13 protein-coding genes, 1 tRNA gene and 1 pseudogene are annotated in these 14,210 nt (G+C 64.2%); 10 read left to right on the plus strand and 5 right to left on the minus strand.

The window, feature by feature from the left end:
* Both AC2W7M_RS09210 and AC2W7M_RS09215 read right to left on the minus strand, forming a co-directional pair.
* Positions 1-235: deoxyribodipyrimidine photo-lyase (locus tag AC2W7M_RS09210; RefSeq protein ID WP_486131844.1), on the minus strand; the 235-nt coding region annotated here is incomplete at its 3' end.
* Between the two features lie 331 nt (positions 236-566).
* The gene (locus AC2W7M_RS09215) at positions 567-1,781 is read right to left on the minus strand and encodes an NADP-dependent isocitrate dehydrogenase (RefSeq protein ID WP_486131846.1); all 1,215 of its coding nucleotides are present in this window, start codon (positions 1,779-1,781) and stop codon (positions 567-569) included.
* 372 nt (positions 1,782-2,153) lie between these two features.
* Here AC2W7M_RS09215 and AC2W7M_RS09220 point away from each other — a divergent pair, with 372 nt between their 5' ends.
* A complete protein-coding gene (locus tag AC2W7M_RS09220; RefSeq protein WP_486131848.1) occupies positions 2,154-2,603 on the plus strand; it encodes an RNA methyltransferase in 450 nt (149 codons plus the stop codon).
* Positions 2,594-3,001 (plus strand): RNA methyltransferase, encoded by a 408-nt coding sequence (locus AC2W7M_RS09225; protein WP_486131850.1) that lies wholly within the window; start codon positions 2,594-2,596, stop codon positions 2,999-3,001. The genes AC2W7M_RS09220 and AC2W7M_RS09225 overlap by 10 nt, the downstream gene beginning before the upstream one ends.
* Positions 3,002-3,013: 12 nt before the next feature.
* Here AC2W7M_RS09225 and AC2W7M_RS09230 read toward each other — a convergent pair whose 3' ends face one another.
* The gene (locus AC2W7M_RS09230; RefSeq protein WP_486131852.1) at positions 3,014-3,913 is read right to left on the minus strand and encodes an alpha/beta hydrolase; all 900 of its coding nucleotides are present in this window, start codon (positions 3,911-3,913) and stop codon (positions 3,014-3,016) included.
* Between the two features lie 266 nt (positions 3,914-4,179).
* Here AC2W7M_RS09230 and AC2W7M_RS09235 point away from each other — a divergent pair.
* Positions 4,180-4,256: transfer RNA gene (locus AC2W7M_RS09235), tRNA-Met, on the plus strand.
* On the opposite strand, the gene AC2W7M_RS09240 is transcribed toward AC2W7M_RS09235, so the two are convergent.
* Positions 4,213-5,967: a recombinase family protein gene (locus AC2W7M_RS09240; RefSeq protein ID WP_281810199.1), complete on the minus strand. Its 1,755-nt coding sequence runs from the start codon at positions 5,965-5,967 to the stop codon at positions 4,213-4,215. The two genes, AC2W7M_RS09235 and AC2W7M_RS09240, sit on opposite strands and share 44 nt — an antisense overlap.
* Positions 5,968-5,986: 19 nt before the next feature.
* Complete coding sequence (locus AC2W7M_RS09245; RefSeq protein ID WP_229644185.1) at positions 5,987-6,214, minus strand: hypothetical protein; 228 nt, start codon at positions 6,212-6,214, stop codon at positions 5,987-5,989.
* A 252-nt stretch (positions 6,215-6,466) separates the two neighbouring features.
* On the opposite strand from AC2W7M_RS09245, the gene AC2W7M_RS09250 reads away from it, so the two are divergent.
* From AC2W7M_RS09250 to AC2W7M_RS09280, 7 genes and pseudogenes are all read left to right on the plus strand, one after another.
* A complete protein-coding gene (locus tag AC2W7M_RS09250; protein ID WP_012116544.1) occupies positions 6,467-6,769 on the plus strand; it encodes a hypothetical protein in 303 nt (100 codons plus the stop codon).
* A complete protein-coding gene (locus tag AC2W7M_RS09255) occupies positions 6,766-7,209 on the plus strand; it encodes a type II toxin-antitoxin system VapC family toxin (protein WP_012116545.1) in 444 nt (147 codons plus the stop codon). Before AC2W7M_RS09250 ends, AC2W7M_RS09255 begins: the two co-directional genes overlap by 4 nt.
* Complete coding sequence (locus AC2W7M_RS09260; protein ID WP_188079547.1) at positions 7,206-8,597, plus strand: SIR2 family protein; 1,392 nt, start codon at positions 7,206-7,208, stop codon at positions 8,595-8,597. The genes AC2W7M_RS09255 and AC2W7M_RS09260 overlap by 4 nt, the downstream gene beginning before the upstream one ends.
* A gap of 2 nt (positions 8,598-8,599) precedes the next feature.
* On the plus strand, positions 8,600-10,594 hold the full coding sequence (locus AC2W7M_RS09265) for an ATP-binding protein (RefSeq protein WP_012116547.1): 1,995 nt from the start codon (positions 8,600-8,602) through the stop codon (positions 10,592-10,594).
* A gap of 21 nt (positions 10,595-10,615) precedes the next feature.
* Positions 10,616-11,137 carry a hypothetical protein gene (locus tag AC2W7M_RS09270; protein ID WP_012116548.1) on the plus strand — a complete coding sequence of 174 codons (522 nt, stop codon included), beginning with the start codon at positions 10,616-10,618 and terminating at the stop codon, positions 11,135-11,137.
* 186 nt (positions 11,138-11,323) lie between these two features.
* Positions 11,324-12,518 (plus strand): annotated as a pseudogene (locus tag AC2W7M_RS09275) (DUF932 domain-containing protein).
* Positions 12,519-12,691: 173 nt separating this feature from the next.
* Positions 12,692-14,210, plus strand: a 1,519-nt coding sequence (locus AC2W7M_RS09280) for a ParB/RepB/Spo0J family partition protein (RefSeq protein WP_486131855.1), incomplete at its 3' end; no start/stop codon positions are given.

The following is a 14,210-nucleotide window of genomic DNA, read 5'->3' on the forward strand; positions in this document are numbered from 1 at the left end:
GGCGCAGCACCAGCGGCACGCCGTGGCGGGCGAGGTCGGCCTGAAGCGCGCGCAGGGAGCCGGCGAGCCACCAGCGGGCCGCCCCGCCCAGCGGGCGGATGCCGGGACTGTCCTCGTCGAGGACATAAAGGGCGCAGACCGGCCGGCCGCCGTCTGCGGCACGGCTGAGAGCGGGGTTGTCGGCGAGGCGCAGGTCGTCGCGCAGCCAGACCAAAGCGGGGGAGTGGGACGGCATGATGCAAGTCCTTACGCACCCGTGGCCCGGTCGGTTCACGGGGGCGCGACGCCCGCCCATGCCCCGGGCCGATGCCGGCAAGGTCCGAACCGGTCGCCGGCTGCTGCAGCGCAAAAAATTCGTCGCGGCTCCAATTGGATAGCGCGTTCCGCGCCGGCTGTGAACACCCAGCCGGCCGGCGCCAGCCCCTCCGCCGCCCGCCTCGGGTTCCGCCGCATCTTCCCCGGTGGGACTGCGGCGCCACAGATCGAGCGGGCGCGGCCGTCGCGCGGCCCAGACGAAAAAAAACGCCGCCGGGAGGCCCGGCGAGTTCCGTGTCAGGCCGAAGTGATCAGGCGGCCATCGCCTTGGTGAGGTTCTCGGAGATCTTGTCCAGGAAGCCGGTGGTGGAGAGCCACTTCTGGTCGGCGCCCACCAGGAGCGCGAGGTCCTTGGTCATGAAGCCGGCCTCGACCGTGTCCACGCACACCTTCTCCAGCGTCGCCGCGAACTTGGCCAGCTCGGCATTGTCGTCGAGCTTGGCGCGGTGGGCGAGGCCGCGGGTCCAGGCGAAGATGGAGGCGATGGAGTTGGTGGAGGTCTCCTTGCCCTTCTGGTGCTCGCGGTAGTGGCGCGTGACGGTGCCGTGGGCGGCCTCGGCCTCCACGGTCTTGCCGTCCGGCGTCATCAGCACCGAGGTCATGAGGCCGAGCGAGCCGAACCCCTGGGCGACGATGTCGGACTGCACGTCGCCGTCATAGTTCTTGCAGGCCCACACATAGCCGCCCGACCACTTGATGGCCGCGGCCACCATGTCGTCGATCAGGCGGTGCTCGTAGGTGATGCCCAGCTTGTCGAACTCGGCCTTGAACTCGGCCTCGTAGACCTCCTGGAAGATGTCCTTGAAGCGGCCGTCATAGGCCTTCAGGATGGTGTTCTTGGTGGACAGATACACCGGATACTTGCGCACCAGGCCGTAGTTCAGCGAGGCGCGGGCGAAGTCGCGGATGGACTCGTCCAGATTGTACATGGAGAGCGCGACGCCGGCGCCGGGGAACTTGTAGACCTCCTTCTCGATCTTCGTGCCGTCCTCGCCGACGAAGGAGATCGAGAGCGTGCCCTTGCCGGGCACCTTGAAGTCGGTGGCACGGTACTGGTCGCCGAAGGCGTGGCGGCCCACCACGATGGGCTGGGTCCAGCCCGGCACCAGGCGCGGCACGTTCTTGCAGATGATGGGCTCGCGGAAGATCACGCCGCCGAGGATGTTGCGGATGGTGCCGTTGGGCGACTTCCACATCTCCTTGAGGTTGAACTCCTTAACGCGCGCCTCGTCGGGGGTGATGGTGGCGCATTTCACGCCCACGCCGTGCTTCTTGATGGCTTCTGCGGCGGCGATGGTGACCTTGTCGTCCGTGGCGTCCCGGTTCTCCACCGAGAGATCGTAATATTCCAGATCGATGTCCAGATAGGGGTAGATCAGCTTGTCCTTGATGTTCTGCCAGATGATCCGGGTCATCTCGTCGCCGTCGAGTTCGACGACCGGATTTGCCACCTTGATCTTCGCCATGGGTCGGCCTTTCGCGCGTGCTCTGAGAGCCCTCTTTGAGAGCCTTGGGGAAACGGGGGGACGACCTCCGGCGCGGCTCTCGCGCCGGCAATCCTCCGGCGCCGCCGCTATAGCATCGCCGCGGTGCACTGCAAAAGCGCCAAACGCGGCGGATTCGCCCGTCTTTGGATTGAGGGGGAGGGGGTGGCAACGCCCCAGGTGGCGCCGTTCCCCGGACGCAGGGAGCGCCAGCGGAATGCGAGCCGGGGTCCAGCGCAGGATTCCCGCGCAGCGGGCAATACCTCGCGCCGCCCAGGGCACCCGCGCCGTCCCGATGCCGGCTCTCGACTTTCCCCCGCCCGGCATGCGAGAGAGCGGGCCTGAGGGGAGACGATGCCAGGTTCCGGAACCGACAGCACCAAGCCCTGGATTGCCGGCGGTCCGGCGGTGATCCTGGTGGAGCCCCAGCTCGGGGAGAATATCGGCTCGGCGGCGCGCGCCATGGGCAATTTCGGCCTGTCGCGGCTGCGCATCGTCAATCCGCGCGAGGGCTGGCCGAACGAGAAGGCGCGCGTCTTCAGCGCCGGCGCCGACCGCATCCTCGCAGGGGCGGAGCTGTTCCCCGATCTGCGCTCGGCCTTGTCCGGCATCCATTATGCCTTAGCCGCCACCGCCCGCGAGCGCGGCATGGCCAAGCCGGTGCTGGGTGCCGACGGCGCCGCCGCCGAGACGCTGGCGCGCCTCGCCTCTGGCGAGGACGTGGCGCTGGTGTTCGGCGCGAGCGCACCGGCCTCTACACCGAGGAGGTCTCCCTGTGCGATGCCATCCTCACCTTGCCGGTGAACCCGGCTTTCGCCTCGCTGAACCTCGCCACCTGCGTGGCGGTGGTGGCCTATGAATGGTCGAAGGCCGCCAGCGCCGGCGTTCTGCCCTTCGCTCCGCCCGACCGCTCGCCGCTGGCCGAAAAGGCGGACCTCTTCGCCTTCTTCGACCATCTGGAAGGGGCGCTGGAGGAAGCCGGCTTCTTCCGCTCGGCGGAAAAGCAGCCCTCCACCACCCGCAACATCCGCAACATCTTCCACCGCCTGGGCCTGACCAAGCAGGACCTCGCCACGCTGCACGGCGCCGTGGCGGCCCTGGTGGAGGGCCGCGAAGGACGCGAGGCGCGCAAGGCCGAGAACAATGCCCGCGCGGCGCAAAAGGCCGTGGAACGGCGCGCCCGGCGCGAGAGCGGGGACTGAGGCGGCCGCCGCTCAGCCGAGCTGCGCCCGCGCGAAGTCGCCCATCTCCGCCAGCGCCGCGCGCCCCGCCGCGAGCCGCGCATGCCAGATCGGCCAGGCATGGATCATGCGCGGCCAGACGGAGAGCGTCGCCCGCCCGTCCGCCAGCGCCAGGCGCCGGGCGAGCCGCACCGCATCATCCAGCAGCGTCTCGGCGGTGCCGACCTGGATCAGCGCCGGTGGCAGGCCGGCAAGGTCGCCATAGAGCGGGGAGACTAGGGGATCGTCGGCTGGCGTGCGGCCGGCGAGATAGGCGTCCGCCAGTTCCTCAAGATAGCCGCGGTGGATCAGCGGATCGTCCGCGTCCTTCTCGGCGATGCTGGCGCCCGTGATCTTGAGGTCGGTCCAGGGCGAGACCAGCCACAGGCCGGCGGGCAGGGGCCGCCGCTCGGCCTTGAGGGCGAGGCAGAGCGCGAGCGTCAGCCCGCCGCCGGCGCTGTCGCCGCCCACCAGGATGTCGCTTGGCCCGTAGCCCTGCGCGGCGAGGAAATCCCACGCCGCGCGGGCGTCCTCCAGGGCGGCGGGGAAGGGATGCTCCGGCGCGCGCCGGTAGTCGATGGCGAGCGTGCGGATGCCGGCGGCGCGGCCGGCGCCCGTCACCATGGTGCGGTGGCTCTTCAGCGAGCCGGAGAGATAGCCGCCGCCATGGAAGAACAGCAGGACCTTTCTGGCATCGCTGCCCGGCGCCAGCGACCATTCCGCCGCCATGGCGCCGATCTGAAGCGGCGCGAGGGCGATCTCCGGCGGGATCGGATCGATGGCGGTGATCGCCTCCATGCGCGCGCGCCGCTCGGCCAGATTGGCCGGCCGGGGGCTTGCGGCGATCAGCGCGCGCAGCGCCTCGATCTCGTTCCGGTCGTCGGGCGGCGTCATGGGGCGTCCTCCTGTGCTTGGGAAAAGAATAGCGAGTCCCGGTCCCACGCAAATGCCTCAGGCCGGTCCCGCCTGAAGCTCACGGGTGCCCGCCGGCGTTGGTTGCTGGACCCGGCGGATCCTGCCCGCACCGCGGTCCGCGGCGGCGCCGTCCACAGGGTCAGAAGGTCTGACGCTTTTTATTCATCGCCCCTTTCAATTGGGAGCGCGGGTTGCTACATACGCCTCCTCGCCGCCCGGCCGCTTCGCCGGCTCAGTGGTGATGACGCGGGGTGGAGCAGCCCGGTAGCTCGTCAGGCTCATAACCTGAAGGTCGCAGGTTCAAATCCTGCCCCCGCAACCATCTCAAATTGCGATACCAAATCGCGCAAATCAGCCGCCCCCACCGGGCGGCTTTTTTGCGTTCGCAAGTTCTGATCAGAGCAGGTCCCCGCAACCATCTCGACTTGCGATCGGCCCGCCCCTCTGGCGGGCCGTTTGCTTTTGAGCGAAATCGCAAGAATTCCAGCCAGATCACCTCGCACGTCGACCCGAAGCTCGCCTCCTGCCGGCGTCAGGATGATCTCCTTCACCAGCGAGCGAATCAGGTCGGCCGCCGTCATCCGCTTTTCCTCCGAATCCTCCTGAAGCGCCGCATACAGCTCATCCACCTGGGCGTGGTAGTGATGCGCCATGTTTGGATGCAGGAGGGGCGGCGGCTCCTGGGCGTCCTGCAGGAACGCTTTTAGCTCCTTCTGGCGAGCCTCCAGCTCCTTCATCTGCTTCATCATCCGGGTGGGGGCGTCGTCGCTGTCGGACGCGAGGATGAGCTTCATCAACTTGTCGAGTTCCCGGTCGATTCGCTTGATCTCGGCCTCGGCCGCATCGATCGACGCTCGGCCTTCCATGCGCAGCCGATTCATCTCGCGGGTGAATTCCTCGCAGAATTCTTTGAACAGCGCTGGGTCCATCAGGTGATGGCGCAGCGCGTTCAGGACGCGCGCCTCGAACTGATCGCGCCGGATGTTCCTGCGATTGTCGCAAGTGCCCTTATTCCGGGCTGTCGAGCAGCCAACCAGGTCAGCCGAGATCATCGAATAGCCACCGCCACAGCAGGCGCACTTGGTCAGGCCCGAGAAAAGGTATTTGGGGCGCCGACGTTCCCGGAAGTGGTTCTCGGTCTCGCCGTTGTCGCTACGGTTCAGTTTGACCGCTTTCTGGCGATCCTTGACCGCCCGCCACAGCTCGTCGTCAAGGATGCGCAACTCGGGCACATCCTGGGTGATCCAGTCCTCCTCCGGGTTTATGCGCGCCTGGCGCTTGCCAGTGTCCGGGTCTTTGATGAAGCGCTGACGGTTCCAGACCAGCTTGCCAACGTACATCTCGTTGTTGAGGATTCCGTTGCCGCGCTTCGGATTGCCGTTGATCGTGCTGAAGCCCCATTCTCCACCGCCCGGCGCGGAGATGCCCTCCTTGTTCAGCTCGAAGGCAATTCGCTTCGCCGACTTTCCGGCCGAATAGTCACGGAAGATGCGGCGGATGACCCCCGCCTGAAACTCGTTGATGGTCCGGTCGCCGCGTATGGGCTCGCCGCCGGCGTCGAACTTCTTCACCACATCATAGCCATAGGCGTTGCCGCCGCCGGACTTGCCCATCTCGACGCGCCCGCGCTGGCCTCGGCGCGTCTTGTCGGCGAGATCCTTGAGGAACAGGGCGTTCATCGTGCCCTTCAGACCGACATGCAGATGCGTGACTTCGCCCTCGGAGAGCGTGACGATCTTCACGTCCGCATAGGCCATGCGCTTGTAGAGGCCGGCAATGTCCTCCTGATCGCGCGAAAGACGATCCATCGCCTCGGCCAGCACGTACTGGAAACGGCCGCGCGCTGCGTCCGAGATCAGGGCTTGGATACCGGGACGAAGAAGGGAGGCGCCGGAAATGGCGTGGTCGGTATATTCCTCGACCACCTGCCAACCCTGCTTCTCGGCATGGAGGCGGCAGATGCGGAGCTGGTCGGCGATGGAGGCGTCGCGCTGATTGTCGGACGAATAGCGGGCGTAGATCGCGACTTTCAAAGCGCACTCTCCTGAGGTGTCAGGAGCGCGTCGTGCTGCGTTCCTTCATCTGCTCTTCGAACACCTCCCGCGCAGCACGACGGGCGAGCAGGCGAGCCAACTCGCTCAGGCGCGGGTCGGGACCGTCGCCGCGGCGCACGAGCGACAGTTCCGGCTCGACGAGCCGAAGCGCGCTCCTTTGCTGCTGGCGTTTGTCCTGGTCCATCGTTGCGCCGTTCGATAGCGATTGCAAGTTGATCGGCTTCACGATTGTTGTGAATCGAAGTATAAGCAACGCAAATCAACGGAGAGTATTCGACGGCATTCGGCATATTGTTGCTGGTGCTGGCGCCATCCGGCGTAGAAAAGCGCATCACAGCAGACGGAAAATACCGGCATCGGATGGCGCGGCGATCCGCTCTCTGGCCAAGCCTGTCTGAAACGCGTTTCGCCATCGCGTCCTCACTTGTCTGCACAACAAATCTGGGCTATATATCCAGATATAGCATGGAGGGTGGCCATGGGCAATGCTGCACAGAAGAGAGCGATCCAGAATTACCGCGCCCGTCTGACGCAGCGCGGCTTCACGCGCTTCGAGATCATGGCGCTCGAATCCGATCGCGAGCTGATACGCGCTCTTGCCCGTCGTCTGGCTGAGGAAGGGCCGGAAGCGGAGCAGGTTCGCGCGGCCGTGAAGACAGTCGTCGCTGGCGAACCACCCAAGCCCGGCGGCATCCTCACCGCTTTACGCCGCTCGCCGCTGGTGGGCGCGGAGCTTGATCTTTCCCGCCCGCGTGAAGAGGGGCGTAAGGTCGATCTGTGACGCGCTATCTCCTCGATACCAACATCATCAGCAATATCGTCAAGCCGCAGCCGTCGGCGTCGTTGCTGGCTTGGATGGCAACACAGCGCGACGAGGACCTGTTTATTGCGTCATTGACCGTCGCTGAAATTCGACGTGGCATTCTGGAAAAGCCCCGCGGCAAGAAACGCGATGCGCTCGACGCCTGGTTTGTCGGGCCGGAGGGGCCGCAGGCCCTGTTCACGGGCCGCATTTTATCCTTCGACGCCAAGGCCGGCCTGATCTGGGCGCGGCTGATGGCGGAGGGCAAGGTGGCGGGTCGTCCCCGTAGCGGACTCGACATGATCATCGCCGCCGTCGCCGGTGCGAATGAATGCGTCGTGGTGACTGACAACGAGAAGGACTTCGCCGGGCTCCAGATCATCAATCCGTTGCGTGGCGGCCTGGAGGGGGAAAAATGAAGATGGCGCCGCCGCCTGTACCCATCGAGTACCAGCTCATCGGTCTGACCGAAGACGGCAATGCTGGAGATCTCCTGCTTGGGCTTGACCAGAAACAGGGGCGAGTTCGCCTCCAAGCTCTGATCTCCGAATGGCTACGCATGGAAAACCTCGTGGTTTTGACGGGTTCCGGTACGTCGGTTTCAGCCGGCGGGAAGACCATGGCGAATCTTGAAACCGCTGTCTTCGAAACGATCGAGGCCCTCCCGGATGTGCCTGCCTCAATCGGCCCCATCATCAAGGCGCGGAGGGACGCCGTCTGGCTGGCTAATTTTATCGATGAACCGACGCTAGGTTTCGAAGCTTGGCTATCCTTCGTCGCCAACGCCTTGGTCATTGGCCAGTCGAAAGACGCACCATTCTCCGGTGTCACCTGGCCGAGCACACCCGCACCAAGCTTTGACGATCTCCAGTGGTTCGTAAACCATCTGCGCATGTCGATTTTCGCAGAATGCGCGCTGTCCTTGCCCGATAAGGCCATGGCGAAGTCGATAAGAGAGACCCCGCCGCAGCTCGCATTTCTCTCCAAGCTCGTCGCCCGAGATAGCAATCTCGGGCGAACTCATCTTTTCACGTTGAACTACGACACCCTGTTCGAGCAGGCGCTGGAGTTGCTCGGCATCCAGTATTTCGATGGGTTCACCGGCCGCGCCGCAGCGCGGTTCGATCCCTCCGTCTACGGCCTTGACGTCTATTATCCGGGGGAAGTCGCCGAAGGCCGAGTCCGGCGCTTCGACAAGTTCCTGCATTTTTACAAGCTGCATGGGTCAATTCACTGGTTCGAGCAAGATGGCGAGATGCGGGCGCGGCACCCCGACCTCGCGCCGTTCCGAGCCTATGTGGACTTGAAGCCGGAGGAGAAGGCAGCCGCACTCGTTGATCTTGCCGAGGGAACCGCATCGATCGGTATTCTGCCGACCGCGAATAAGTTCACGCAGACGCTGACGATGCCGTATGCGCATCTCTTCCGATCATTCCAAGTGCGCCTCGGCATCCCTCAGACGTTCCTGCTCGTCCTCGGCTACGGCTTCGGCGACGATCATGTCAGCCGAATCATCGAGAGTGCCTTGATCAACCCGTCGCTGGTTATGCTGGTGGTGGAGCCCAATCCGGAGAGCCCGGTCGTCGAGCGCATCCGGCGGTACAAGGACCTTGGCAAGCGCGCTTTCGTGTTGTGCCCGACCGACGCAGCCTTTGCGGCTGCCACGTTCAAGCACGCGACCTTTGATGATTTTGCGCGGTCAGCGATGCCCGACGTCCAATGGCTCGACGATTTCTTGCGTCTGCGTCGTTTTGAAAAGCAGATCGCCTCGTCTGCAATGCCCGCCGAACCCGATACGGGGGCTTGACCATGGATAATCCTAGACTTGTCGGCCACATCGTCGCTGTTCAGGGGTTTCGGGTGAAAGTCGAGCTTTTGCCCGAAACCCGCTCGGCGCTTCGCGCGACCCTTGACGGCGTCCAGGTCGCGATCGCCATCAACGCCTACCTGACATTTTCATTGGGGGCGGGCGAAACCGTCATCGGCATCATTACCGACCTCGAGGCGCGCGAGAGCTTCGACCCTGCAAGTGGCGACGACCTCAGCCTTGAGTTGATGAAGTCTCGCCGGATCGCCAGCGTGCAGTTGCTGGGCACGATCGAGAACATTGATGACGACGCCTCCTTCAGCCCGGGCATATCCGTTCTGCCAACCCTCGATACCCCTGCTGAGATCGGATCGCCGGCCGTGCTGCGCGCTGTGTTCGAGCTTCCGCCGCGGCGCAATAGGCCAGAAGGCTATGATGACAAGGACTTCGACTACGACCTGAAAATCGGGTTTCCAACGGGCCAGACGCGCAATGTCGTGCGCGCCTCCTACAACGATCTGTTTTCGCGCCCTCTGGCGATCGTCGGCAACACCGGCTCGGGCAAGTCCTTTTCCGTTTCCAGCCTGATCCAGAAGGCGATGAAGGCGCTCGATGGTGCCGCCGAGGAGCCGCATGTCTTTATCCTCGACATTAATGGCGAGTATGAAAAGGCATTCCCAACAGGCAAGACCGTCACACGATTGCCCGATCGCATCTACCTCAACGGTGAAGAATTCGGCCTTCCACTCTGGTTTCTCAATGCTGAAGAGATCTGCGCTTGGTTGAGCGCTGCCGAACAAACGCAGGAGCCGGTCCTGAAGGATTGGTGGGCGATCGCGAAGGGCGGGAATGCTGATGAGGTTTCGAATCTTAATACATTCCAGAGTGCTTTAAGCTCAATCGAAAAGCTGCTTTCCGATCTCCAAAAGATACAACGGAAGTCGGCTGGTTCATATTGCGATCTGATTGTAGGCTATCTGGCGAATTCCGACATCGATACAGCCTCATTTGAAACTCTGTTCGCATCGCACAAAGCGATCACCGGTTTCAATCAAGAGGTCCTCGCGAATGCTGCTCAGATCGAAGCCGAGGCTCGAAAGCTCCAGGATGAAATCCGCGCAAAGATCATCGGCGGCAGCCATGTCGCCGAGACTGCCGTTCGGACAGCCGATTCACCGTTGCGCATCTCCCGTTCGACGTTGACAGATCCATCCCTGATCAATCGAGCGGTGTCCAAGGAAGATACCATAAGGGTCGATGCACACCTCACGACGTTGAAACTGAGGTTGAAGACGCGCCTCGACGATAAACGCTGGCATTCGTTTCTCAATTATGAGAACGCCGAAACTAGCATCCCGGATCTGGCATCGTGGTTTTCCCGTTTTGGTCTCGGAAATGCGGGCGGGCCTAAGGTGTCGGTGCTCGACTTATCCATGTTGGGAAACGAGATTCTCCCTTATGCTTGCGCCGTCATCGGGCGCGTACTCCTCGAGGCAAGGGAGCGATTGCCGGCGGCATCACGCTATAAGCATCCTTGGGTGCTCGTCCTGGAGGAGGCGCACAACTACGCGCGGCCGGCGCGATCGGACGAAGACCGCGGCCATCGCCTCGCACGTCTCGCCTATGAGCGTATCGCCAAGGAGGGACGGAAGTTTGGCCTCTCACTGATCATCGCCAGCCAGCGACCGAGCGAGATCAGCCAGACAATTATCAGCCAGTGTGCCAACTTCATCAGCCATCGTCTGCAGAACCCGGACGACATCGACCATTTCCGACGCATCATCCCGATGCAGGCGCGGCGTTTGCTCGATCAGGTGACGATTTTGTCGTCGGGCGAGGCGATCGTTTTCGGAAGCGCGTTCCATATCCCGGCGCGGGTTCAGTTCGATCGACCGGAGCCTGGCCCCTATAGCCAGACGGCAGCGCCGTACCACGAATGGTCGAAGGAAAGAGCTCCGTTTCCTCTGCGCCAAATCATTGACGCTTGGGGCGCATAGCTCAGAGGAGCCATCTGCCCCATGTCTCTCAAGCCATTCGACTCCCTTCTCGAGCCCGATCCCCGGTTCGCTGACCTCTATGTTATTGAGCAAGATGTCGCGCGTCGAATGACGCTTCGAGACCATCATGCCGGAATAGTTGATGTCGGCTTGAAGGGTGCGGCACCCGTAGAGGTTCAAAAGGCCTTCGACAGAGCGCGTAGCATCATGCTTTACGCCTTTTTTGACTACGATCTCTTCGTGGTGGGAGAAATCCAAGCATTCGGAGCTTTCGAGCTAGCGCTCAAATTTCGTTTGAGTGGGCATGGTGGAGACGCACGCGGCACGCTGCGCAATCTGGTCGATCGAGCACGCAAAACGGGCGCGTTGCCGCCAATGGTCGAGGGCAGCATGCTGATGGCCGATCCTGTCGAGGCGCTTATCGCATTACGTAATGGTCTGTCCCACGGCAGCGCTGAAATTCATTCCCCCGGCATGGCGCTGAAGATCCTGGCGGCTTGCGCCGACTGGATCTATCTCCTGTTCCCGAGCCGGCCTGAATGAATCCGGCTCTTCTGATGTGACGCTGCTAGGGGAAAGCCTTCCCCTGCGGCCGAGCCAGGTCTCGGCGACCCCCATCGAGCGGGGAGCCCCCGCAACGCCCCTCAAGAGTCAGAGGGTGGACCGGTTTCCGTGACGGGTTGACTGCCGGGAGAGAGGCTGCCGGCGCCCGTCATGGAGAACGATCCCATGAACGAACAGGTTCTGGACGCCCGCGGTGATCCGAGCGGCGGGTATAAGGTGGATGTCAATCGCGGCGAGCGCGTCGGCCGCGTGTCGTCGGAGTGGTTCTCCCGGCCGGCGGACGAACGCTATCTGTCCCTGTCGGAGCTGTATGGCGCGGTGCGCGGCCGGTCCGACCGGAGCCGGACCCGGACGGTGGAGAGCGCGGCTATCCGCGTCAAAGCGAGCCGAGAGGCGCCGGACCGGCTGACGCTCGCGCTGCCGGGGACGGAGGCTCCTGTTGCGCCGACCCACTGGAGCTTCGGCCAGCTTGCAAGCCTCATCGGCGCGCCGGCGGCCTACCTGCGGCAACTCCCGGCTCCGCTCGCCGGCATCAATCTGCAGCACGGCCTGCTGACGCACCGCGCTGAGCAGGTGAAGACGCTGGAGGTGGAGGACGGCCGCGTCGAGCTACGGGCCGTGACCGGTCCCGACTACGGCCGCATCTACGACCACGAGCTGGTGGATGCCGTGCGCCGCATCGCCGGCAATGGCACCGGCGACACCCGCTGGAAGGTGCCGGGTGTGCTCGACTGGTCGACAGGCATCTACAATCCCCGCGTCGACATCACGAAGGACACCACCACGCTCTACGCCTCGGACCGGGACGTGTTCCTGTTCCTGGTCGACGATCTCAATCCCATCGAGGCTGGCCGGCTGCCGGACGGCTCTCCGGACCTGTTTTTTCGGGGCTTCTATTGCTGGAATCTCGGAGGTGGGCGCCAAGACGCTGGGGATCGCCAGCTTCTACCTGCGGGCCGTCTGCCAGAACCGCAACCTGTGGGGCGTCGAGGATTTCGAGGAGATCACCATCCGGCACTCCAAGTATGCCGCATCTCGGTTCGCCCATCAGGCGGCGCCGGCTTTGGAGCGCTTTGCTAACTCCTCCCCCATGCCCTTCGTCAACGGCATCAAGGCGGCACGCGAGCGCATCGTGGCGCGCACCGACGAGGACCGCACCGAGTTCCTGCGCCGCAAGGGCTTCTCCAAGGCGGAGACGCAGAAGGTGATCGAGACCGTGCTGGCCGAAGAAGGTCGCAAGCCGGAGAGCATCTTCGACTTCGTGCAGGGCATCACGGCCGTGGCCCGGGACAAGCCCCACCAGGATGCCCGCCTCGATCTGGAGGCGCGGGCGAAGAAACTCCTCGACCGCGCCGTCTGAGATCCGCGAAGCCGGAGATGCGGAATGTCGTGTCTCCGGCTTCGTGTTGTTCCGGATTTCCGGATCATCGGTTCTGCGGCGCCGTCCTCAGAGGAAGAGGGCGGCGCCGTCCTTCGTGACGGGTTGGAGGCCAGAGAGAGGTTCTCTGGCCGCCCGTCGCGGAGAAATATCCCATGGCCACGGCCGTTCAGAAGATCACCCTTTCGTCCTCCCGCGACATCCCTTTCAACAAGCTGGTGCTGAGTCAGGCCAACGTCCGCCGGGTGAAGGCGGGCGTCTCCATCGAGGAACTCGCCGAGGACATCGCCCGGCGCGGCCTGCTCCAGGGCCTCAATGTCCGAGCCGTGGTCGATCCCGACGGCGTCGAGACCGGCATGTATGAGATCCCGGCCGGCGGGCGGCGCTATCGGGCGCTGGAGCTGCTGGTGAAGCGCAAGCGCCTCGCCAGGACGGCCCCGGTGCCATGCATTGTCCGTGAGGGCGGCATCGCCGAGGAGGATTCCCTCGCCGAGAATGTCCAGCGCGCGCCGCTCCATCCCCTCGACCAGTTCCGTGCCTTTCTCGCTCTGCGGGAGAAGGGCCAGTCCGAGGAGGAGATCGCCGCCGCCTTCTTCGTCTCGGTCGCGGTGGTGAAGCAGCGGCTGAAGCTCGCCTCGCTCTCTCCGACGCTCCTCGACACCTATGCCGAGGATGGCCTCACCCTCGACCAGCTCATGGCCTTCACCGTATCGGGCGACCATGAACGGCAGGAGCAGGTGCTGGAGCGTCTCGCCCAAGCTTACGACAAGCAGCCCTATGTCATCCGGCGCATGCTGACGGAGGGCGCGGTGCGGGCATCCGACAAGCGGGCCCGCTTCATCGGCATCGAGGCCTACGAGATGGCCGGCGGCACGGTGCTGCGCGACCTGTTCCAGGGCGATGACGGTGGCTGGCTGCAGGATGTGCCCCTCGTCGACCGGATGGTGGCCGAGAAGCTCGTCGCCGAGGCCGACGTGATCCGGAGCGAGGGTTGGAAGTGGATCGAGGTCGCGCCGGACTTCGCCTATGGCCACACCTATGGCCTACGCCAATTGCGGGGCGAGCCCATGCATTTGACCGAAGCGGAGGAGGCTGCGCGGGAGGCAGCCCAGGGGGAATACGATCGTCTGTCCGAAGAACATGCCGATGTCGACGAGCTTCCCGAAGAGGTCGACGCGCGGCTCGGGGCACTCGAGGCGATGCTGGAGGCCTTCGAAGCGCGTCCTCTCGCGTTCGATCCGGCGGAGGTCGCCCGGGCCGGCGCCTTCGTCAGCATCGCACAGGATGGAAAGCTCCGGGTGGAACGGGGTTTCGTCCGCCCGGAGGACGAGGTGCCGGTCGAGGAGGACCATGACCCTTCCATCGAGACCGACGGTGCCAACCTCGTGGCCTCATCCCCTCGGCAGGAGGCGGCAGCAGGCGATGCTCCTGGCGAGCCCGAGGAGGAGGACGGCCTCACCCCCATCTCCGACCGGCTGCTCACGGAGCTGACCACCCACCGCACCCTCGGCCTGCGCCATTCGCTGGGCGAGCAGCCTGACGTCGCCTTCCTTGCCGCGGTCCATGCCCTGACGCTGAAGGCTTTCTACGCCTATGGCTCGGACAGCTGCCTTGAGCTCGATCTCAAGAGCGTCTCGTTCAATGCCCAGGCGCCGGGCCTCAATGACAGCGTCT

Source organism: Xanthobacter sp. BG11Y11_SDJG (assembly GCF_057364445.1).